At 54.3% G+C, this 22,756-nt stretch carries 15 protein-coding genes; 9 read left to right on the top strand and 6 right to left on the bottom strand.

What is annotated here, in order from left to right; genetic code table 11:
* Complete coding sequence (locus H7849_RS10725; protein ID WP_186746396.1) at positions 1-1,083, top strand: threonine aldolase family protein; 1,083 nt, start codon at positions 1-3, stop codon at positions 1,081-1,083.
* A gap of 88 nt (positions 1,084-1,171) precedes the next feature.
* Here the strand turns inward: H7849_RS10725 and H7849_RS10720 are convergent, their stop codons facing one another.
* Entirely contained in the window at positions 1,172-1,624 is a 453-nt protein-coding gene (locus tag H7849_RS10720) for a nuclear transport factor 2 family protein (RefSeq protein ID WP_186746395.1), read from the bottom strand.
* Between the two features lie 346 nt (positions 1,625-1,970).
* Here H7849_RS10720 and H7849_RS10715 point away from each other — a divergent pair, with 346 nt between their 5' ends.
* Positions 1,971-5,333 carry a TonB-dependent receptor gene (locus tag H7849_RS10715; RefSeq protein WP_186746394.1) on the top strand — a complete coding sequence of 1,121 codons (3,363 nt, stop codon included), beginning with the start codon at positions 1,971-1,973 and terminating at the stop codon, positions 5,331-5,333.
* 70 nt (positions 5,334-5,403) lie between these two features.
* Here the strand turns inward: H7849_RS10715 and H7849_RS10710 are convergent, their stop codons facing one another.
* Positions 5,404-6,102, bottom strand: coding sequence for a helix-turn-helix transcriptional regulator (locus tag H7849_RS10710; protein ID WP_186746393.1), 699 nt, complete (start codon positions 6,100-6,102; stop codon positions 5,404-5,406).
* A gap of 38 nt (positions 6,103-6,140) precedes the next feature.
* Positions 6,141-6,524 (bottom strand): VOC family protein, encoded by a 384-nt coding sequence (locus H7849_RS10705; protein ID WP_186746392.1) that lies wholly within the window; start codon positions 6,522-6,524, stop codon positions 6,141-6,143.
* 154 nt (positions 6,525-6,678) lie between these two features.
* Between H7849_RS10705 and H7849_RS10700 the strand changes: the two genes are divergently transcribed.
* The 5 genes from H7849_RS10700 (at position 6,679) to H7849_RS10680 (ending at position 15,221) form a co-directional block, all read left to right on the top strand.
* On the top strand, positions 6,679-7,665 hold the full coding sequence (locus H7849_RS10700) for a glycosyltransferase family 2 protein (RefSeq protein ID WP_186746391.1): 987 nt from the start codon (positions 6,679-6,681) through the stop codon (positions 7,663-7,665).
* 246 nt (positions 7,666-7,911) lie between these two features.
* Complete coding sequence (locus H7849_RS10695) at positions 7,912-9,903, top strand: maltotransferase domain-containing protein (RefSeq protein WP_186746390.1); 1,992 nt, start codon at positions 7,912-7,914, stop codon at positions 9,901-9,903.
* Positions 9,904-9,917: 14 nt separating this feature from the next.
* Positions 9,918-13,235, top strand: a complete 3,318-nt coding sequence (gene treS, locus H7849_RS10690) for a maltose alpha-D-glucosyltransferase (protein WP_186746389.1) — start codon at positions 9,918-9,920, stop codon at positions 13,233-13,235.
* 18 nt (positions 13,236-13,253) lie between these two features.
* On the top strand, positions 13,254-14,501 hold the full coding sequence (locus tag H7849_RS10685) for a hypothetical protein (protein ID WP_186746387.1): 1,248 nt from the start codon (positions 13,254-13,256) through the stop codon (positions 14,499-14,501).
* 15 nt (positions 14,502-14,516) lie between these two features.
* The gene (locus H7849_RS10680) at positions 14,517-15,221 is read left to right on the top strand and encodes a mechanosensitive ion channel family protein (protein WP_186746385.1); all 705 of its coding nucleotides are present in this window, start codon (positions 14,517-14,519) and stop codon (positions 15,219-15,221) included.
* Here H7849_RS10680 and H7849_RS10675 read toward each other — a convergent pair.
* The 3 genes from H7849_RS10675 to glpK all read right to left on the bottom strand — a co-directional run bounded on the left by H7849_RS10675 (position 15,218) and on the right by glpK (position 19,075).
* Entirely contained in the window at positions 15,218-15,946 is a 729-nt protein-coding gene (locus H7849_RS10675) for an MIP/aquaporin family protein (RefSeq protein ID WP_186746383.1), read from the bottom strand. The two genes, H7849_RS10680 and H7849_RS10675, sit on opposite strands and share 4 nt — an antisense overlap.
* 64 nt (positions 15,947-16,010) lie before the next feature.
* Positions 16,011-17,576 (bottom strand): glycerol-3-phosphate dehydrogenase/oxidase, encoded by a 1,566-nt coding sequence (locus H7849_RS10670; protein ID WP_186746381.1) that lies wholly within the window; start codon positions 17,574-17,576, stop codon positions 16,011-16,013.
* Positions 17,573-19,075, bottom strand: coding sequence for a glycerol kinase GlpK (glpK, locus tag H7849_RS10665; RefSeq protein WP_186746379.1), 1,503 nt, complete (start codon positions 19,073-19,075; stop codon positions 17,573-17,575). The genes H7849_RS10670 and glpK overlap by 4 nt, the downstream gene beginning before the upstream one ends.
* A 97-nt stretch (positions 19,076-19,172) precedes the next feature.
* On the opposite strand from glpK, the gene ligD reads away from it, so the two are divergent.
* Together ligD and H7849_RS10655 are read left to right on the top strand one after the other, a co-directional pair.
* On the top strand, positions 19,173-21,875 hold the full coding sequence (ligD, locus tag H7849_RS10660) for a DNA ligase D (protein WP_186746377.1): 2,703 nt from the start codon (positions 19,173-19,175) through the stop codon (positions 21,873-21,875).
* A 79-nt stretch (positions 21,876-21,954) separates the two neighbouring features.
* Entirely contained in the window at positions 21,955-22,737 is a 783-nt protein-coding gene (locus tag H7849_RS10655; RefSeq protein WP_186746375.1) for a hypothetical protein, read from the top strand.
* Positions 22,738-22,756: the final 19 nt, after the last annotated feature.

The raw sequence follows: 22,756 nt of genomic DNA, 5'->3' as shown, positions 1-22,756 counted from the left end.
ATGTCGACTGAAACAGAGCGCAGGGATGAGGTGTTGTCACAGAGCCCGGTTGGATTCATCGATTTACGCAGCGATACTGTAACCCGGCCAACAAAAGCCATGCGTTCCGCGATGGCTGCGGCTGAAGTGGGTGACGACGTTTACGGCGAAGATCCAACGGTTAACTTGTTGGAGGCTAGCGCAGCGCAGATATTTGGACGCGAGGCGGCACTTTTTGTTCCTACCGGCACGATGGGAAACCAGATTGCGATTCGACTGCACACGCAACCAGGGCAGGAGATTATCTGCGAGTCGCGAGCGCACATCGTCGATTGGGAAATGGCTATGGCCGCGGCTTTCTCCGGCTGCCAATTCCGCGCGGTGGCTGCGGAGCGCGGGATTGTGACCTGGAAGCACATTGAGCCTGCCATCAAGCGCCCGACTTTCAACAATGCGCCGACAGGTTTGATCTCACTGGAAAATTCGCACAATATGGCTGGCGGAACCGTGACCCCTCTTGCGGTCTTTGGTGAGATATGGAATGGCGCGCACGAGATGGGGATTCCTCTGCATCTGGATGGTGCTCGGATCTTCAACGCCTCAGTTGCTTTGAATGTTCCCGTGGCCGTGCTTACCAGCGGCTTCAACACGGTGATGTTCTGCTTGTCGAAGGGATTGTGCGCGCCTGTTGGATCGATGCTCGTTGGTAGCCGCAAGGTGATCGAACGTGGCCGCATGGTACGCAAAGCACTTGGTGGTGGCATGCGTCAGGCGGGAGTACTGGCGGCTGCCGGGCTGATTGCTCTGGAAGAAATGCCAAAGCGGCTGGCTGATGATCATGCGAACGCCCGGTATTTAGCTGAGCGGTTGTCCGGGTTGCCTCAGATTGAGCTTGACCTCCTGACAGTGCAGACGAACATCGTCATCTTTGGCCTAAAGGAAAGGGGCAAGGCTGAGGAATTGGTATTGCGTCTTAAGCAGCGTGGTGTTTTGTGCGGGACAGTGGGAAGAAATTCGGTTCGGTTCGTTACGCATCATGACGTGGACCGCGCTGCGTGCGAGGAAGCTGCCCGTATCGCTGTCGAGGAGATTGGAAAGCTCTAGCTAACGTGCAATTGGCTCGATCTGCTGTGATGAGAAGATTCGCCGACCAGCCCTTCAATCGACCAGCCATTCAATATTGACGAGCGCGTTAATCTTCACGATCGGTATGCCAGCCGGGATTTGTCCATTGATCGTTTGTGAGGACGAAGACTTCCATGGCGCGTCCTGAGCTAACGGATCGCCTGCCATTGGACTCAATCTCGTACACGAACTTGCTGTAGAGAATTGCGACGTTCCCGAAGCGTTGTATATCGGTATGAGGGAATTCCAGCCGGATCAGTTTTCCCCCAGAGGCGTGAAACTGCGTGGACTCCTGGAATATCTCGGCCTGATTCTGCCATTTTTCTTCACCAGAATTGATGGCGATGGTGTCTTTGGGAACGAGCTTTTCGAGTGTCTGGATGTCGCCGGCGAACCAACTGCGCCAGACAGCTTCGCGCACGGTAAAGAGGTCCTTGTCTTGTTTTGAATCGGCTGCCAGACCGGTTGCTGCGGTGAAGATCGCAAAGATTGCTGTGGCAATCAACGTGATTCGACGCATGTTCTTTCCTCGAATGAAAACATTCTAGCCGCATTCATTTGCGCGGCGTGATGCGAGCAAGAGTGCCGCGGGGACGCAGAAGACAAGGTGTCATCCATTGGCGAATTGAAGCCGAAGGAAATCGCCATGGCTCTTCCGTTGACAGCTCGCAGTGTACCGCTCTGAGAACCGATATTCCCTAAAACGCACCGTCGTACCACCTAGCGAGATAACTGCCAGTGCCATTCATTGACAGTCATTTTTGCATACTTGTACTTACTGCTAGATAGTCCAGCGTCCCTTCAGTCCGGCAGCGATGAAGGGCGTATGGATGATGGGCCGTTCTGAAGTTGAAAGGGAGATTCCAGTGAAAACAATTGAGAGGCAGTCTATTTTCTTTGGAGGCAGGAAAGGAGTCGTCCGCAGCGCTCTTGTGGCCGTTTTTGCCGTCGGACTATTCCTCGTAAGCTTTGCGATCGATTCCGGCGCTCAGCAGATTACCGGGGCGATCAGAGGAACCGTTAAGGACGAACAGGGTGCGGCGATCCCTGCAGCAGCCGTGAGAGCAACGAATGTCGAAACCGGTCTCTCGCGGTCGGCCACAACAGACAGTGAAGGAAGCTATTTCATCCAATATCTTCCGGTTGGCACATACAACGTTGAAGTGGAGCAGGCCGGATTTAAGAAATTTGTGCAGCAGAATCTTGCTGTAGCGCTCGATCAGACGCAAGCTCTGAGTATTACTCTGGCAGTCGGCGCAGAAACTCAGACCGTCACAGTTACAGAAACGCCAGCCCTTATTGATACCAACTCGGCGACACTGGCGAGAACCGTGCAGCCGGCCGAGATTATTGGTCTACCTCTGGTGAATCGCAATGCGTATGCGGAGCTTTCGCTCACGCCGGGCGTGCAATCCAACAGCGCCAGTCCTGCCACCAATCCCAGTGGTACTCCCAACTACGTGATTGGCGTGCCGTCGACGCAGGTTGTGGTTAATGGAGGTATAGACGGCGGCGTTCCCATGGTCAGCTTTTATCTGGACGGCGGCAGCAACATGACCGGCATCCGCAACTATGGAAACCCGCTGCCCAACCCGGATGCGCTTGAGGAGTTTCGCGTAGAAACCAGCAACTTCTCTGCCCAGTATGGCCGTATGTCGAGCGCTGTAGTCAATACGGTAACGCGCTCGGGGACGAATCAGTTTCACGGTTCTCTATTTGAATTCGTGCGCAATACTGATTTGAACGCGACTCCGTGGAATGCAACCCTGAACCCGCCATATCACCGCAACCAGTTTGGCGGCACGGTCGGCGGTCCGATCAAGCGCGATAAGGCCTTCTTTTTCTTCAGCTATGCCGGATTGCGGCAAACTGTGGGGCAGTTCCTCAGCGGCGGCGTGGTTCCCACAGCGCTGGAGCGGCAGGGTGACTTCACGCAATCGAAGGTGATTCCGAATTTGCCCGGCACCAAGACCAAGGTGGATGGCACCAACGGTTCTCCTAACTGCCAGGTGCCGACTGTGGGATGCGTTCCGTCTGCGTTGTTAGACCCTACAGCCGCAAACATCATTGGCAAGTACATTCCTCTGCCTAATAGCGCGAACAATGCCTGGACGGGGTTTTTCACCGGTCCGACAAATCAGAACGAATATCTGGGGAAATACGATCAAGTTCTTGGCACCAAGGATCATCTTTCAGCGACCTACTTCTATCTCAAATCCACCCAAAATGCCAACGGGTCGACGACCACCAATCTGCTCTGGGATATCAACCAGTCATTCTCTACCCAGCAAAACGTGAATATCAGCGATGTTCATACTTTCAGCCCAACGACCGCCAATCAGACCTGGATCGGCTTTACGAGAGTAGCGGGAGGACGGGTCAATCTCCCGGCGACTTCTCTTGGGGATCTCGGATCAAATTTCACGATTCAAGGGCCGAAAGCGTTGCCTCAGCTTACCGTCTCCGGATATTTCGGTGTTGGGGGAGCGCTCGCGGGCCCGGTGACTACCACGGACTTCTATTCATTACGCGACCTGGTCACCATGACCAAGGGCAAACACTCGCTCAATTTCGGCGGCGAGCTGGCGCTGGACAAGAACATGATCGTGGGAAACCTGTATAACTTCGGAGTTTTCACCTTTCAAACATCCGCCCCCACGACCACCGGGAACGCGCTCGCCGATTTTGTCACCGGTCAGGTCAATACGATGGAACAGGACACTCCTTACCATGGGCTCCTGAGCGACTGGCATACCGCGCTATTTATCGAGGACGATTACCGCTTGACCCCGAGGCTGATGGCGAACCTGGGATTGCGGTGGGATATTGACGTCCCGCCTGTCGAGTCTTCGAACCTTACCGCTAGTTTTGTGCCTAATGTTCAATCAACGGTCGTTCCCAGCGCACCTCTGGGCATGCTTTTTCCAGGTGACAAAGGCATACCGCGAGGCATCGCCGACCTGCGCTGGCACCACATCTCGCCTCGTGTCGGCCTGGCATGGGATCCCTTCGGTGACGGAAAAACGGCAGTTCGCGCCGCTGGAGGTATTTTCTATGGCAGCGTAAGCGGCAATGAGTGGAACCAGCCAGCCAACGCGCAGCCCTTCGCCATTCGCCAGACTTTCAACTCGATTGTCTCGTTTACGAACGTCTACGGAAATCCGGCATCTTTTCCTAATGGAGATCCATTTCCATATACGTACACTCCGTCGAATCCACGCTTCCTGCCCGCCGCAAGCATCGAGAGCATTTCAAAAGACGCCCAATGGCCGCTTGTCTATCAAATCAACAGCTCGGTTCAGCAACAGTTGCCGGGCCAGTTCACCGCGACGCTCGCCTACGTTGGTACGTTGTCGCACGATCTTCCGATCATGATCGACGACAATTACGCACCCTATGCGCCGGGAGCTAGCACCTCGCAGACCAGCATCAATGCGCGGCGTCCCTACGATCCGGGTGTTTTGGGGCAGAACATATTTCTTACAACAAACCAGACCGCTTCGTATAACTCTATGCAGTTTTCAGTGCAGCGGCGATTGACGCACAACCTCATGCTCAACGGCTTTTATGTCTGGAGCCATTCGTTCCAAAGCTCCAATGAGTCAGCTGTCGGAATTGCCTATGCGCAGGATTTCGCCAATTTATGGGAGGAACGAGGCCCGACGGACAATGATCGACGCAGCATGGCCAGCATCTCGGGCATCTGGAATATCGACTACTACAGGGGTGGGAACTTCTTCATGAAGCAGCTTGCGAATGGCTGGACGATATCGTCGATCGCAACTCTCAACAGCGGCGCACCGGTGAACATCGTAACCGGTTCAAACAAGAACTTTGACAGCGCCAATAACAGCCGCCCAAACCTTGTTGCCGGTCAGAACGCATTTCTGAATTCCCATCGAAAGCGCGCTACCGCTGCCGCCGAGTGGTTCAACATCAATGCATTTACGGCTAACGGTCCGGGTCTGGGTATTGGTCCGGGTGGCGCGGATGGCAACACGCCGCGCGACTATCTTCGTGCACCGGGTTACCGGGATATCGACTTGGGGGTATTCCGCAATATTAGTTTTGAGCGCTTCACGTTGCAGTTACGCGGTGAGGCCACGAACGCCTTCAATATGGTGAGCCTCAATGCGCCGACGGCGAACCTTGCGTCCACACTGAACGGCAAGATCACGGCGGCGGCCAGTCCCCGTCTGATTCAGATAGGCGCACGTTTCACTTTCTGATTAGGCAGCTAATGGCTCCGGGCGGGACCTCGGTTCCGCCCTTTCATTCTTGGCGTGACTTTTCATCGATTCATGAATCTCTACGGTCGAGTTCGGCGCGAATATGCCGCAGGAAATCAGAGAGCATTTGGCCTGCTTTGGGAACGAATATCTCGCCCAAGCTCTCCAGATGTTCCATTCTGTCTACACGAAAACTACGGAAATCGTTTCGCAGCTCACACCAGGCAGCCAGCGTCCATGCGCCACCCCAGAAATAAAGAGCCAGCGGATGCACGCGTCGTACGCTTTGTTGACCGTCTTCGCGCGCGTAAGCGATGAGGACAACTCGGCGGTCCTGTGCCGCTGTATGCAATGTATCGAGTCTGGTGCGAACTTCTGCGGGGGCGCGAAAACCTGGCGCGTAGAGCAAGACATCGTCAACGCGCTCACGCAGGTCGGTCGGAAGTACGGCTTCAATCTTGCGAATGGCGCGATTGGCAGCCTCAGCAAGCTGCATGCCACCCCAGGCTTGCACCATGCGTGCTCCGAGGACGAGCGCGGCAATTTCTTCGCGATCAAACATCAGCGGCGGAATGTCGAAGTCGCGACGCAGCGTATAGCCGACGCCCGCTTCGCCGGTGATGGGAACCCCGGAAAGCTGCAGGTCTTGCACATCGCGGTAAATGGTGCGGTGTGAGACCTGTAGCTTTTCGGCGAGATGGCGCGCTGTTTGCAGCCGCCCAGAGCGCAACAGTTGGACGATTCGAAAGAGCCGGTCGGCGCGACGCATACCGGACCATCTTAGAGCTTTTGTTTGGGATCCACTCCCTAGGCTGCGGCATGCAAGCCAATACGGTTACCTTCGCTGTCACGGATTTGAGCAATCCAACCTACTCCGGGCAAATGGTTCTTTGGCTCAACGATGGCTCCGCCGGCCGTTTCCACGCGGTTAAGAACCGCGTCGAATTTGCCATCGCAATTGAGGTAGATAATGACGCCGTCTCCTGCCGGTTTGAACCCTTCACCATAGCCGATGGCACCTGAGACGCCTGGTTTTTGATAGGGGAAGATGGCCAGATTCGGCCAGGCAGCCTGGTGAATCAAAGGCGAGCCAAGAATTGTTTCGTAGAACTGAATGGCGCGGGGAAAGTCGGTGGCGGGAATCTCAAACCACACGATTGTGGATGTAGCTGTTTCCTGTGCGGTTGGCATAATGTCCTCTCTGATGGGGCGGAATTGACTGCAAAATCAGCGTACGAGAGGGCTGCTGACAGCATGGTGTCAGTAGTGAGAGGTGCGGGTTCGGATTCTGCTCGGTGAATGTTTGAGCCGGTTCGGCGGGTCGAAAGTCTATAATTATATGGATATGCCGAAGTATTCCATCGTCGTCCCTTTTCACAACGAAGAAGATAATGTAACCACTCTTTATGACCGTCTGAAGGCCGTGATGGAGCAGGTAGGCGACAGCTTCGAACTGGTGTTTGTGGATGACGGATCGAGCGACCGCACTTACAAGATGCTGGAAGAGATTGCCGCGGTCGACAGCCGCGTGCTGGTTGTCAAGCTGCGGCGCAATTTTGGTCAGACGTCGGCCCTGGCGGCCGGTTTCGATCATGCCCAAGGCGAATTCATTCTGGCCATGGATGGCGACCTGCAGCATGATCCTTATGAGATTCCGAACTTCCTCGAAAAGCTGGAAGAGGGCTACGACGTCGTAAGCGGATGGCGCAAGGAGCGCATCGACAACTTCGTGATGCGGCGGATTCCGTCACGTTGTGCTAATTGGCTGATGGCCAAACTCTCGGGTGTGGATATCCACGATTTTGGCACGACATTCAAGGCGTATCGCCGGGAAGTCATCCACAATATTCCGCTCTACGGCGAGATGCATCGGTTTATTCCCGCATTGGCCTCCTGGTATGGAGCCAGCATCTGCGAAGTTCCGATCAAGAATGTGAATCGCGAGAGAGGAAAATCGCACTACGGTATTGGCCGGACCTTCCGCGTCTTCTTCGATCTGCTGACGATTCGTTTTCTGTTGAAGTACATGACGCGTCCGTTGCACTTCTTCGGCAGTTTCGGCGCGCTGAGCATGCTTGGTGGAGGAGCAATTTCGTTCTTTCTGTTGCTGCTGAAACTGTTCACGCATCAGCATGTGATGGACCAGCACGGGCCGCTCTTTGTGATCGCCGGCGTGTTGATTCTCGCGGGCATTCAAATGCTTGCGATTGGGCTTCTTGGTGAACTTCAAGTGCGGCATTACCACACTGCAACGCAGCGCGCTCCTTACACGATTGACCGGCTTGTGCGTCTGCGGTCGCCCGAGGAGCCGAGTCTGCTGCAGGAGAATTAGCGGCCAGCGCCGTCAGGAGCCTGGCGGCGCAAGTATCCCAACATGTTCTAGTCTACTTCTGGGCCATTATGCGTTTCGCGACAACGCCATGGCGTATATTGTTTTCGCGCACGTGCTTCACCCCAAAATACTTTCGGATCGCAAGGAACGAATTCTCTCCAGGAGGCATCTTCTTACTGGAGAGGTCCGGCCATCCAGCAGGCGCGAGGGGTATCGTGCGTCTATTTCAGTTAGAACGGTTAGATCATGACGAAGCCTGTAGATGGAAGAAAACGCGTAGTGATTGAAGGCGTTGATCCTGAGATCGACGCAGGCCGTTTTCCAATCAAGCGTATTGTTGGCGACTCGGTTCGAATAGAAGCAAACGTCTTTGGGGACGGACATGATCGAGTGGTCTGCTATCTCTTGTTCCGCCGCAAGGATGAAGCTCCGCTTCGCGTCAAGATGGAGTCGCTGGGGAATGATCGCTGGCAGGCTTCATTCCGCGTCAATCGGCAGGGAGAATACTTCTACGCGATCGTAGGGAGCGTCGATCACTTCGGCACTTGGCGAAGCGACTTGATGAAGCGGCTTGAGGCTGGTCAAGATGTCGCTCTGGAACTACAAACGGGCGGCATTCTCGTGGAGCAGGTAGCGAAGCGCGCGAAAGGCGAGGATGCAATCCAACTGAGCGAATGGGCTCGCATCCTGAGAACTAAGAGTGGAGATGAAGACACCAAGGTAGTAGCTCTTGACGCAAAACTTGCCGCAACGATGGAGCGCTACCCGGACACTGACCTCGAAACAAAATATGAGCGGGAACTGCGCGTTGTTGTCGATCGTAATAAGGCGCGCTTCTCCAGTTGGTATGAGATGTTTCCGCGTTCATGTTCAGCTATTCCTGGAAAGCATGGAACGTTCCAGGATGCAGAAGCACGCTTGGAATACGTCGCGGGCATGGGCTTTGATGTTCTCTATCTACCTCCAATACATCCGATAGGGCAGAGTTTTCGAAAAGGCAAAAACAATTCCGTAACTGCAGAAACAGGCGATGTCGGAAGCCCATGGGCGATTGGTTCTCATCTGGGTGGTCATACATCGATCCATCCCGAGCTGGGGACGCTTGACGATTTCAAACGTCTGGAGGCAAGGGCGAAAGACTTTGGGCTGGAAATGGCCATGGACATCGCCTTTCAATGCTCGCCGGATCACCCATGGGTGAAAGAGCATCCTTCATGGTTTAAGCATCGAGCCGATGGGTCTATCCAATACGCGGAAAACCCGCCGAAGAAATACCAGGATATTTATCCTCTAGATTTTGAGAGCGAAGATTGGTCGGAACTCTGGGATGCGCTGAAAGGCGTGTTCGTCTTCTGGATTGAACAGGGTGTCCGTATTTTCCGCGTCGATAATCCACACACGAAGGCGTTTCTGTTCTGGGAGTGGGCCATCGCTGAAATCAAGCGCGACCACGAGGATGTGCTTTTCCTGGCGGAGGCATTCACGCGTCCTCGCGTGATGGAACGTCTTGCAAAACTCGGATTCTCGCAGTCCTACACGTATTTCACATGGAGAAACACGAAGCCGGAAATCACGGAATATCTTGAACAGTTGATGCGTACTGAGATCAAAGAATACTTCCGTCCTAATTTCTGGCCAAATACGCCCGACATTTTGCCGGAATCGTTACAGATAGACGGCAAGGCAGCGTTTGTGTCGCGTCTCGTTCTAGCGGGAACCTTAGGAACAAACTATGGGATATACGGCCCGGCATTTGAGCTACTAGAAAACGTCCCGGCGAAGCCAGGCGGCGAAGAATACTTGAACTCAGAGAAATATGAGCTAAAACAGTGGGACATCGTTGCTCAGAGAAGTCTGACCGCCGTGATCCGGTTGGTAAATCAAGCACGGCGAGAGAATGCTGCTCTGCAAATGAACCATGAGTTGTTCTTTCATACGACGGATAATCCTTACCTCATTTGCTATAGCAAGAGAAGTGCGGAAGGCGACAATACGGTCCTGGTAGTTGTGAATCTCGATCCTTTCCATGTTCAAGCGGGATGGGTTGAGTTAGATCTCAATAGACTGGGGCTGAATCCACGTGAGCCGTTTCAGTTACATGACCAGCTTGCGGACAAACGTTATCTGTGGCAAGGATCGAGAAACTATGTCGAACTCTCTCCATTTGAGATTCCGGCACACGTCATGCGCGTGATGCGGCGAGTTCGAACTGAAAAAGATTTTGATTATTACTTGTAATAGTGGGCGCGACGATGGGCACGCACATAACTCCAGTGAGAAGAGCAAAAAAAGCGGGCAGTGCAAGTGATCCTCTTTGGTATAAGGACGCGATCATCTATGAGTTGCATGTGCGTGCCTTCGCAGACAGCAATAGTGATGGCATCGGCGACTTCCCGGGGCTGATGCAGAAGCTCGATTATCTGCAGGACCTGGGTGTTACCTGCTTATGGCTTTTGCCATTCTTTCCGTCGCCCCTACGTGATGACGGCTATGACATCGCCGATTATCTGACAGTCCACCCCAGCTATGGAACGCTCGACGATTTCAAGGCCTTCCTGGATGCGGCACACCAGCGTGGCCTGCAGGTGATGATTGAGCTGGTTATCAATCACTCGTCCGATCAGCATCCATGGTTCCAGCGCGCGCGCCATGCACCCTCAGGGTCACCCGAGCGCGATTTCTACGTCTGGAGCGATACAGACCAGAAGTACAAAGACGCCCGCATCATTTTCACTGACACAGAGAAATCAAACTGGACATGGGATCCGGTGGCGCAGGCATATTTCTGGCATCGCTTCTTTTCGCATCAGCCGGATTTGAACTACGACAACCCGCTGGTTATGGAAGAGGTGCTAAAGATCCTCCGTTATTGGCTTGACATGGGGGTGGATGCGCTGCGTTTGGATGCGATTCCATACATCGTCGAGCGCGACGGCACCAACTGCGAAAATCTCCCGGAAACCCACGCGACGATCAAGAAAATTCGTGCCGCGATGGATGAGGGCTACAGCAATCGGGTAATTCTGGCGGAAGCGAACCAGTGGCCGACGGATGTGCGTCCGTATTTTGGCGACGGCGACGAATGCCACATGGCATTTCACTTTCCGCTGATGCCGCGCATTTACATGGCGCTGCGCCAGGAAGACCGTCTGCCAATTACGGAAATCATGGCGCAGACGCCCGAGATTCCCGAGAGCTGTCAATGGGGTTTGTTTTTACGTAACCATGATGAGTTGACACTCGAAATGGTGACGGATGATGAGCGCGACTACATGTATTTGGCATATAGTGCGGACCCACGAATGCGCATCAATATCGGAATACGGCGCAGGCTGGCTGCGCTCGTTGACAACAACCGTCGACGCATCGAGCTACTGAATAGTATTTTGTTTTCTTTTCCAGGAACGCCCATTCTCTATTACGGCGACGAGATCGGGATGGGCGATAACATTTATCTCGGTGATCGCAATGGCGTACGTACCCCAATGCAGTGGACGGCTGATCGCAATGCAGGATTTTCGCGGGCCAACCCAGCGCAACTCTACAGCCCAGTAATTATGGATCCAGTCTGGGGGTATCAGGCGATCAACGTAGAAGCGCAGCAGAGCGATGCGTCATCGCTTCTGAACTGGATGCGCAACATGATCGCTTTGCGCAAGCTGTTTCAGGTTTTCGGACGAGGGACGCTCAAGTTTTTGCCGTCAGCGAACAGAAAAGTGCTTGCGTACGTTCGTCAGTACGGTAATGAGCAGGTACTATGCCTGGCGAATCTCTCGCGTTTCGCGCAGCCCGTGCAACTCGACTTAGCTGAGTTCGAGGGGATGACGCCGATTGAAATGCTTGGCTACGTGGAATTTCCGACGATTACCAAGCAGGCGTATCCTTTGACGATCGGTCCCTATGGCTTTCTCTGGCTGGAGATCCAGCCCGCGTCGGCGAATTGGGGTGAGCCCGCGGTCAATGAGAGCCCGAAGGTGGCGATTGAGACTGCTCGTGAAGCTGATTGGGAAGCCATTTTTACCGGTCCCAACGGCGATCAGCTGAAAGCGACTGTACTGCCGGAGTTCCTGCAACGGCAACGTTGGTTTGGATCCAAGTCAAAGCAAATCATGTCTGCGACGGTCACAGACTGGTGTCCGTTCGATGATGGCCGCTCTGCGCTTGTGATGGTAAACGTTGAGTTCGTCGAGGGCGGGATGGAGAGCTACTTCGTGCCATTGAGCGTTCTTTACGGCGAAGCTGCACAGGTGGTGAGAGACACAAATTCGAATGCGATTGTCGCAAATGTCCGCACATCTGATAGCGAGGGACTTTTGTGCGACGCTCCAGTCCGTGAGAGCGCTTGCCGCAAGCTTCTTTCGGTTATCTCGCAAGATGAGACGATCCAGAGCAGGTATGGAACCATTCGCGGGTCGTCGAGCAGGGTGCTCGCCGAACTAATGCGTGGTGTGGATGATGATGTTTCTGTGCGACGTAGTTCGGCAGAACAGAGCAACACATCGATCCTGTTTGGTGATCAACTTATAATGAAGTGTTTCCGTAAACAGGAATTCGGGCCGAATCCTGATACGGAAATTGCGCGGTTTTTTACCGAGCGCACCAATTTCACGCAGATTGCACCGTTTGGCGGATCGATTGAATACTCGAGAGACGGCCAGTCGCCTGCAACACTTGTAATGCTCCAGGGACTTGTTGCCAACCAAGGTGATGGATGGCAATGGACGCTGGAAGAATTGGAGCGCTATTTCGAAAGCTGCGCTTCGGCTTCACTTCCGCTGGACAGCCATGCGGCGACCGAGATTGAGTCGGTGCGTTCGCATGCGGGCTTTTACCTTGAAGCGGCGAGTATGCTCGGCCGCAGAACTGCCGAGATGCATTTGGCGCTCGCATCGTCTGATGAGATCGAAGAGTTTCGGCCGGAAATTGTTTCGGCAAAGGAGATAGAGCAGATCAGCGCCGAACTTGCGAACCATGCGGCACAAATGATGGAACTGTTGAAGGCCAATCTATCTCATCTCGCGGACGATTCTGTTGAAATGGGGGCTCTGGTCTTAAGCAAGAGGCGAGACACAATCGCCGGCTTACGCCAGTTGGCCAAAGTGAAAGAAAATCTTGTGCGGACCCGAATCCATGGTGACTATCACCTCGGACAAGTACTCAGAGCGAAGGCCGACTTTGTAATTCTTGACTTTGAAGGTGAGCCAGCTCGCACTCTTGTAGAGCGAAGACGAAAGCAGGTGCCCTTGAAAGACGTGGCAGGGATGCTGCGATCCTTTCATTACGCTGCATTCTCAGCGATGGCGAAACATACAACGCGGCGTCCGGAAGATCCTCACCAGATGGAGCCATGGGCGAGGTTATGGGTTTCAGCGGTCGCTGAAGAATTTCTGCGCGCCTATCGACAAACGGCCGCAGAGTCTACGATCGTTCCACGCAATGATGAGGCGTTTCAGCTTGTCCTGAATGCATATGTGCTGGATAAGGCCCTCTATGAGCTTGGTTATGAGCTTAACAATCGGCCGGATTGGGTCCGCATTCCGCTTGTAGGAATATTGTCACTGTTGTCGTAACAAATAGAGGAAGTTCAGATGCCGAAGAGCGATCTGGCAGACGAGACAAAAGCTGAGATGCCATTAACAGACCCTGTGGATCTGTTGGTTGGAATTGCCGGCGCGGTGACAGCGGATGATCTGCGACAGCACACAGTGGGTCTCGATGTCGGGTTTCAAGTAGATGCTGTATTTCCGGGAAGCGTGATCGCATATCCGGGAAACACCGAGGATCAAGCGGTCGGCGGCGATTCCCCGACAGGCGCTTCGCGAATGATCACGTACTCTCTGGCTGTATCCGATCCAACCAGTCTTCCGTGGGTGATCGCTGCGTCTGCCCAAAGGGCAATTTGCTCTCTGGCGAAAGAAATCGATGCCAAGTCATGCGTCGTTCTTCATTCAGACCTCGCAATGTTGACGCCTGAACGATTGCGCTTGCTCACGCAACCACTTCTGGAAAAGCAATGCGATCTAGTATTTCCGGTTTATCCATCTAGAAAATTTGACGGGTTGTTGAATCACAGCATTCTGGCGCCGCTCACACGTGCTCTGTATGGACAGCGCGTAAGGTATCCGCTCGCGCAGGATTTCGCCTGCTCGACCCGAATGCTTCAGAAGCTTAGCGAATTGTCCGCTGTCCGGGAGCGCAATGAAGGAGTCTTGCTCTGGCCGGCTACGCTTGCTGCGCTGAACGGTTATCAGGTGTGCCAGGCGAATGTAGATGTGCTGCACGCCACCCAGACGGAAGGCCATGAGTTGAGCGCAGTGCTCGCAAGTGTGGTGGGGCCGGTTTTCGCAGAAATGGAGGCTTATGCCTCGCACTGGCAGCGTGTGCGTAATTCCCAGACAACAGCGAGTTCTGGGAATATTGCGCAACAAATCACCGAGGGTGAACCAGTGGACACAAGGCCGCTGGTTGATTCCTTTGCGCTCGGATCTCGTAACTTGCAGGAAGTGTGGGGGCTGGTTCTTCCTCCAGTTACACTGCTCGATTTAAAGAAGCTTGCACGTTGTGCGCCAGAGTCTTTTCGTATGCCAGATGAGTTGTGGGTGCGTATTGTTTATGACTTTGCTCTGGCTTACCGGTTACGCACTATTAATCGCGGACATCTCATGGGAGCTTTCACTCCACTCTATTTGGGGTGGGTGGCTTCCTACGTTCAGGAAGTTGCGGCGAAGTCACCGGTCGCGGCAGAGCAGCGATTTGAGCAACTGGCGAAGGCTTATGAAGACGGGAAGCCTTATCTCGTATCGCGTTGGAGATGGCCGGACCGGTTCAATCCGTAGAGAAGGAGAAGAATCATGTGGCAACAAGTTGAAGAATCATTGCGTGAGTCCATGGGGCGAGTCTTCACGAAGATCGCGACTCTGTTGCCGGGAATTCTTGCTTTCGTGCTTGTGTTCCTTATCTTTCTCGCGATTGCGTGGCTGCTGGCAATGCTGGTGCGAAGCGTGCTCACCGCGGCGAAGTTTGATGAGCGAATGAGTTCTGGTGCGAGTACGCTGACGGAGTGGTCGCCGATCCATACGCCGACAATTCTCATGACACGGATTGTTTTCTGGTCGTTCGTTACCATCGGGGTGCTTGTCGGAGTTTCAGCATTTGAGGCGGCTTCGGCAGAGTCTGGGATTTCTGCCTACGTCTTCGCCTATGTGCCGCGTGTGATTGGTGCCGCGGTATTGCTGTTCCTCGGAACCGTCATTGGGCGGTTTCTTTCGCGAAGTGTGCTCATCAGCGCGGTCAATCTCAATCTGCAATATGCGCGATTGCTGGCCACGGGCGTGCGTTGGCTCGTCTTCGTACTTACGGCTGCCATGGTGCTCGATCACCTTGCGATTGGCGGTGCAATTGTCGATCTCGCTTTCGGCATTCTCTTCGGCGGAATTGTGCTTGCGCTGGCGCTAGCAGTCGGGCTTGGCTCGCGCGATCTGGTGAGCCGGTCACTGGAACGAGAAGCGCATCGACCGCTGGAGGCACCAATCGAAGAAAAGCTACACCACTTCTAAGCGCCAAGGGCGCGCAACAGCAGGGCTGCAAGAACCGCTCCTGTGCATGGACCGAAGACCGGAATAAGCGCATAGCCCCAATCGCTGTTTCCTTTGCCGGCGATTGGAAGCGTTGCATGGGCTATGCGTGGGCCGAGGTCGCGAGCGGGATTGATCGCATAACCTGTGGTTCCCCCGAGTGAAAGGCCGATGGACCAGACAAGGCAACCGATAAGGTAGGGTGAGAGCCCGCCTGCGATCCCAGTGGAAAGAACCAGCTTTGAGCTCATCGCTCCCACTACAAATACGAGGACGGCTGTGCCAACTACTTCAGAGAAGAAGTTGGCTGGCAGACTCCGGATAGCAGGGGCAGTGCAAAAGATTGCGCGCTTGGCCTGCGGATCTTCCGTGGCTTTCCAATGTGGCAAGTAGTGCAGCCACACAAGGATAGCTCCGACGAAGGCGCCAAGCATCTGAGCAGGTATAAATACAGCAACCTTGCTGAAGTCGCCCGACTGTACAGCCATGGCAAGCGTGATTGCAGGATTGAGGTGCGCATCCTGGCTGCCGCAAAGAACCGCGGTAAAGATTCCGCAGAGTACGGCAAAGGCCCAGCCGGTAGCAATCACCATCCAGCCGCTGTTTTCTGCTTTCGAGCGTTTCAAAAGCACACCAGCAACTACACCGTTGCCGAGCAGGATGAGCACCAGCGTGCCCATAAACTCACCGAAGAATGGTGACCTCATTCGTTTCTTTTCACCTTGCAGTTTGTGTATTTCGAACGCAATGTAGCCTGGCGTCGGCTGTCAGTCATCGTAAACTGTATTGACTCGCGAGGGCTTGAAATTCGGAGACCTGTTGTTTGATCCAGTCTTCTCCCTGGTGCAGTTCTTCCGCCATAATGCGCGCCGCTGATAATGCCATTTCGTGTGCGGCCTGTGCATTGAGGAACAACGCGCGGGTTCGGCGCGCCAGAGCATCCTCTACTTTGCGAGCCATCTCCTGCCGCGTTGCCCATGCCACTTCTGCGCCAATGTAAGGAAGTTCGGGATGCAGCGGCTTGCTTAGCTTTGAATCACGTGCTGCAATGTCCAGGATCGAAGTTGCGTCTGAGCCATAGACCCATAGGCTACCCAGATCCTCAGTATGTTTGCTATAGCCGTGAATCTTGAGTGTTTTGGTTATACAAGGTTCTTCGCGGAGTTTTCCCAGCGTGATTGCATGATCGACGCAATCTTCAGCCATGTGGCGATAGGTTGTCCACTTGCCCCCCGTGATCGTGAGTAATCCGGAATTGTCGACATGGATCGTGTGGTCGCGTGCGATCGCAGAAGTTTTTGCCGCAGGACCGCCGGCCTTAACCAGAGGGCGGATTCCCACGTAGACGCTTAGCACGTCGCTTCGTTTTGGCGGACGGCTTAAGTAAAGTGCTGCCGTGTCGAGGATGAATTGGATTTCCTGCTCAAACGGTCGTGGCTCATAAGATGGCTGCTCGATCGGCGTGTCAGTTGTGCCGACGAGTGTGTGCCCGTGCCAGGGAATAGCAAACATCACACGGCCGTCACTCGTATGAGGCACCATGATGGCGGCGTCGCCTTCGAGAAACGATCGTTCGAAGACGAGATGAATGCCCTGGCTGGGTTCTACTATGGCAGCGGATTCCGGATCGGCCATCCGTCGAATGTGATCGGTGAACATGCCAGTGGCATTCACCACTACCTGAGCGTGAATCTGGTATTCAAGGCCGGTTTCATCATCGCGCGCGGTGACGCCATTGAGATAGCCCTCTTCATCTTTGAGAAGGCTCGTTACCGGCATGTAGTTTGCGAGGGCAGCGCCATGATCAGCGGCAGTTGCCGCGAGATGAATGAGCAGACGCGAATCGTCGAACTGTCCGTCGTAATAGATAACACCGCCGCGGAGGCCATCAGTTTGAAGCGTGGGCAGGCGCTCCAGCGTTTCATCCGCGGAAAGAACGCGAGATTTGCCGAAACCGTATTTGCCCGCAAGCATGTCATACAGTTTTAGGCCGATGCCGTAAAAGGGCGCTTCCCACCAGGAGTAATTAGGAACGATGAAGGCAAGATCGCTGACTAAGTGCGGCGCGTTCTGACGCAGAAGGCCGCGTTCCTTCAGCGCCTCCATTACCAGCGAAACATTGCCTTGTTCAAGATAGCGTACGCCTCCGTGGACCAGTTTCGTGCTGCGGCTCGATGTGCCCTTGCCGAAGTCCTTAGCTTCGAGCAACAATACATCGAAGCCACGGGTTGCGGCATCCACAGCGACACCCATCCCTGTTGCTCCGCCGCCGATCACGACGATGTCCCACGGAGTCGAACGATGCGCGATCTGCGCGATCATTTGTTCACGATTCATGCCTGTTTTTCATCCTGTGTCCAGTGCTTCGAGCGTTCGACCGCATTGTGCCAACGCTCGCGCAAGCGAGCTGTTTCTTTGGGATCGGCTTTCGGTTCAAACCGCGTGTCATTTTTTCTCAGCGACCAGATTTGTTCGGGGTTCTCCCAGAAGCCGACTGCGAGACCTGCGAGATAAGCGGCGCCCAGCGCTGTGGTTTCCGTTACGGCCGGACGCAGGACAGGAATTCCGAGAAGATCGGCCTGAAATTGCATAAGCATGTCATTGACTGCGGCGCCTCCATCCACGCGCAGCTCGAAAAACCAGTTGGCCGATTCCGAATTCATCGCGTCGATGACATCAGAGACTTGGAAGGCAATGCTTTCAAGTGCGGCACGGGCGATGTGTCCCGGTTGCGTGCTGCGGCGTAATCCAATCAGCAGGCCGCTGGCGTGCGCGTCCCAGTGCGGGGCGCCAAGGCCGACAAAGGCCGGTACAAGGACAACACCGTCGGAGTCTTTTACCGATTGAGCGAGTGCCTCCACTTCGGAAGAGGCGCGAATGAGTTTCAGGTTATCGCGCAACCATTGCACGACTGCCCCGCCGATAAAGATGCTGCCTTCAAACGCGTATTCGAGGCGCCGGTTCAGACTACAGATCAGCGTTGTAATCAGGCGGTGTTTGGATGAAACGAATGTTTGGCCGATGTTCTGGAGCAGAAAGCAGCCCGTGCCGTAGGTGTTTTTGGCATCGCCAGCTTTCAAGCATAGTTGGCCGAAGAGAGCGCCCTGTTGATCTCCTGCAATTCCCGCGATGGGGATAGAGCCAAGTCCGAGTGTCGTGGTCACCTCACCAATCTCGCCGCTCGACCACGTTACTTCGGGCATCATCTGCGATGGGATTTTGAAAAGAGTTAGGAGGTCTTTGTCCCAGGTGCCTTCGACAATATTGAAGAGCATGGTGCGAGAAGCGTTCGTATAATCAGTGACGTGTTTCTTGCCGCTGGTCAGGTTCCAGATAAGCCAGCTATCAACGGTGCCGAATGCCAGCTTGCCAGCTTCGGCTTTTTCTCTTGCTCCCTCAATGTTGTCCAATATCCATGCGATCTTGCTGGCTGAGAAATACGGATCGATAAGAAGCCCTGTCTTGCAGCGCACTGTGTCTTCCATCCCATTCTGGACGAGTTGTTGACAGGTACCTGCTGTGCGGCGATCCTGCCAGACAATTGCGTTGTAGATGGGTTTGCTGGTTTCACGGTCCCACACAATCACGGTTTCGCGTTGGTTCGTAATGCCTAGCGCGGATATGTCCCGCGGACGGGCGCCAGCACGTGTTAACGCATCGATCGCTGAGCTGAGCTGTGAGGTCAGGATGTCGTATGGGTCATGCTCGACCCATCCAGAATTCGGATAGATTTGTCGAAATTCTTTCTGGGAAGACGCGACGATCGAGCCATCTTGAGCAAAGAGGATCGCGCGCGAACTGGTAGTTCCCTGATCAAGCGAAAGGATATAGGGCATGCGTTTTCTCGAAAGGGATAGCCAGATGAGTAGACAATGATGGGGTGCCATGTGGCAAGCTGGCAGCCTTCAACGAAAAACAGGAATCTTTTGAAATATGGCTCGCAAGAAAGCAAAGCAGGTTTCTCCTTCTGACGCAGTTGATGAGCAACTGGCACGTTACCGTGCCATGCGTGACTTCTCGATGACTGCCGAACCAAGTGGCAGTAGGCAAAAGGGAAGCGAAAGTGAGTTGCCTTTTGTGATTCAGAAGCATGCTGCAACAAGGCTCCACTATGACTTTCGCCTTGGCTGGCAAGGCGTGTTGAAGAGTTGGGCTGTGGCCAAGGGTCCAAGCTATTATCCCGGCGACAAGAGGCTTGCAGTGCAGGTGGAAGACCATCCCATGGAATATGGAGGGTTTGAGGGCACAATTCCCAAAGGGCAGTACGGCGGCGGCACGGTGATGGTGTGGGATCAAGGAACCTGGGAACCCCAGGGCGATGCGGATGAAGGCTTCCGTACTGGTCGATTGAAGTTTGTCTTGCATGGCCAGAAACTGAAGGGTAAGTGGACGCTGGTTCGCATGGGCGGCCGAGCCGCACGCGAAGCTAAACCAAATTGGCTTCTGATTAAAGAACACGACGAATATGAGCGCGGCCCCGAGGAGCAGGCGATTACCGAGAGCAAGCCGGACAGCGTGGTCACCGGTCGGGATATAGAGGCGATCGGTACGCAAGAAGATCATGTCTGGCAATCGAAGGAGAGCAAGAAGCGGAATCTATCGCGTTTGGCTCAAAAGCGCTTGCGATTCAGGGAGAGAACAACGCAAGTCGACGCCCCCGATCGTTCCAACGTGCTGAACGGAATTCCAGAAGAAAAAATGCCGGAGTTCATTCCGCCACATCTGGCGGCGCAGGTCTCCGTTCCTCCGGATGGCGAGGACTGGATTCATGAGTTGAAGCTCGATGGATATCGCATTCAGCTTCATGTCGTTGAGGAAGAGCCTGGTAAGCGCAATGTCTTCATCTATACCCGGGGTGGTCTTGACTGGACGCATCGCATGCCGGATATCGCGAAAGCGGCAGCAGAATTGCCGGTAAAGAGCGCCTTGATTGATGGTGAAGTGGTGGTGCTGGACCCCTCCGGCAAGACTAGCTTTGCCGACCTGCAGGCTGCATTTCAGGAAGAAAAGGACGCCCATCTAACCTACGTCGCGTTTGATCTGCTGCACTTGGATGGTCACAATGTGCGCGATCTGGCTCTTGATCAGCGGAAAGCGATTCTAGAGGGCTTGCTCGGGGAGCTTGGTGATGACAGCATCCTGCGGTTCAGCGCGCATATTCGTGCTCGAGGAGAGGAAACATTCAGAAATGCATGCAAGCTGGGAGCCGAGGGCATCATTTCAAAGCTAGCCTCTTCGAAATACAGCTCCGGACGTAGTAAAACCTGGCTGAAGGCAAAGTGCGTACATCAGCAGGAGTTTGTAATCGGGGGCTTCACGCCACCCGGAGATGGCGCCGATGGAGTCGGCTCGCTCTTACTCGGCTACTACCAGGACGGAAAGCTGATGTATGCGGGACGAACGGGAACGGGCTTTACGCACGCGTCGCAAAAGGCCTTGAGAAAGCAGCTTGATGAACTGCAACAATCCAAGGCGTCATTTGCAGAGTTGACCGCCGATGCGCGGAAAGACGCCGTCTGGGTAAAGCCCGACCTCGTGGCCGAGGTGCAATTCGCCACGTGGACTGGCGATCATCGCGTGCGGCAGGCTTCTTTCCAAGGGCTGCGAGAAGATAAGCCCGCTATGGAGATTCGACGTGAGGAGCCTATTGCTATGCCAAAGCCTTCCCGCACTCGCAAAGAAAGTTCCCACAATGCGCCGGTAGAGAAGACGAGCAGCAAAGCAACGAGCGTAATCGGAGACATGCGGCTGACGCATCCCGAGAAGATACTGGACGATGAGAGCAACGTGACGAAGAAGCAGCTTGCAGAATACTACTTCGAAATTGCCGATCATTTGTTGCCGTTCATCGCTGGGCGCCCGTTAAGTATCGTGCGTTGTCCTGAGGGTTGTGGTAAGCCGTGTTTCTTTCAAAAGCACGTAGGACAGGGAGTCGCAAGAGGGATCGACAGCGTTTTGGTTCCAAACAAGAAAGGCGAAGGGTCAGAGGAGTACATCACAGTTTCGACTCAGGAAGGCTTGGTTGGGCTTGCACAGATGGGTGTACTTGAGATCCATCCCTGGGGTTCGCGCAACGATTCGCTAGAGACACCGGACCAACTCATCTTCGACCTCGATCCCGATCCGGCCGTCGAGTGGAAGACACTGGTTGAGGGCGCACATGAAGTGCGAGACGTATTGAAAGAACTGAAGCTCGTATCCTTCGTGAAGTCGACTGGGGGAAAGGGATTGCATGTTGTTGTACCGATCGAACCAAAACACGAATGGGCTGACGTAAAGGAATTCACTCGCAATGTCGCGCGAATCCTCGAAGCCAACCATCCTGATCGATACCTGATCAAAATGACGAAATCAGCGCGCAAAGGCCGAATTTTTCTGGACTACCTGCGGAACGACCGAGGCTCTACGGCCATTGCTTCGTATTCGCCTCGCGCAAGGAAAGGCGTGCGCGTTGCTATCCCTTTGCAATGGGAGGAACTGCACAAGGGCAATCCCATCGAGTACGGTGTAGCAAATTTCAATACATGGAAGAAGCGCTTGAAAAATGACCCGTGGGAGGACTTTTGGCTTACGAAACAGGCGCTTAGTGAAAGGGCCGTGACAGCAGCGGCCAACCTTGCAGAATCTGCCGGATAGCTGATTTGACCACACCGAGCATTGTCGAATTTCTTGAACTACTCGCTACCAAAAGGAGTCTAATAACTCAGAGGTGTTTATGCGCCGGCTACTGACTGCATCTTTGATGGCTGGACTAATCATTGCTCCCGCTGTCGCTCAGCACGCCGGTTCTACGGGACATGCAGGCGGCGGCTTCTCTGCTCCGCATGGATTCTCAGCACCTCACATGAATGGCGGGTTCAGTACAGGCTCGCATTTTTCCTCTGCTCCGATGATGCCCCAGCGAAACTTCAGCGCGCCACCCCAATATCACTGGAGTATGCCTGCCCGCTATGGCAGCAATCAGCCTTCGTCGTCGCGGAACCGGTACAATTCGCCGGCTCCTGACTGGCATCACAGTCACCCATCCTATCCCGCATCTCACTATAGGCAACCTTACGTACCGTATTTCTACGCGAGGTCCACGTACCTCGTACCGGGATTGCTGAATTCTTACTGGGATTACCCGGACAACTCGTATTCAGGAGATCAATCGGCGTATTCGGATCAGGGACAGGGGCAGGCTGAAAGTAATGCTGGTTACCAAGCTGAGCCTACGCCGTATGACTATGAACCTCAGCAGACGCAGGACGTCCCTCCCCCGCCACCGGCCGGTCCGGGTGAACCGCTCCCGCAGGCCGCTGTCACGCTGGTCTTTAAGGACGGACATTACCGGCAGATCCGCAATTACGCGATGACAAAGACGACCCTCTACATTCTGGATGATGCTGCTTCCGGCCGTAGACCGGAGATTTCTCTCGATCAGATCGATATCTCGGCGACGGAACGAATGAATCAGGCGGCGGGTGTAGATTTTGTCGTGCCTGCTGGAACGAACTGAATTCCGCAATCCAAAACAA

The organism is Alloacidobacterium dinghuense, from assembly GCF_014274465.1.
GTDB lineage: Bacteria > Acidobacteriota > Terriglobia > Terriglobales > Acidobacteriaceae > Alloacidobacterium > Alloacidobacterium dinghuense.
Note: the sequence above shows the minus strand (reverse complement) of the source record. Positions and strands in the feature narration are given on the sequence as shown.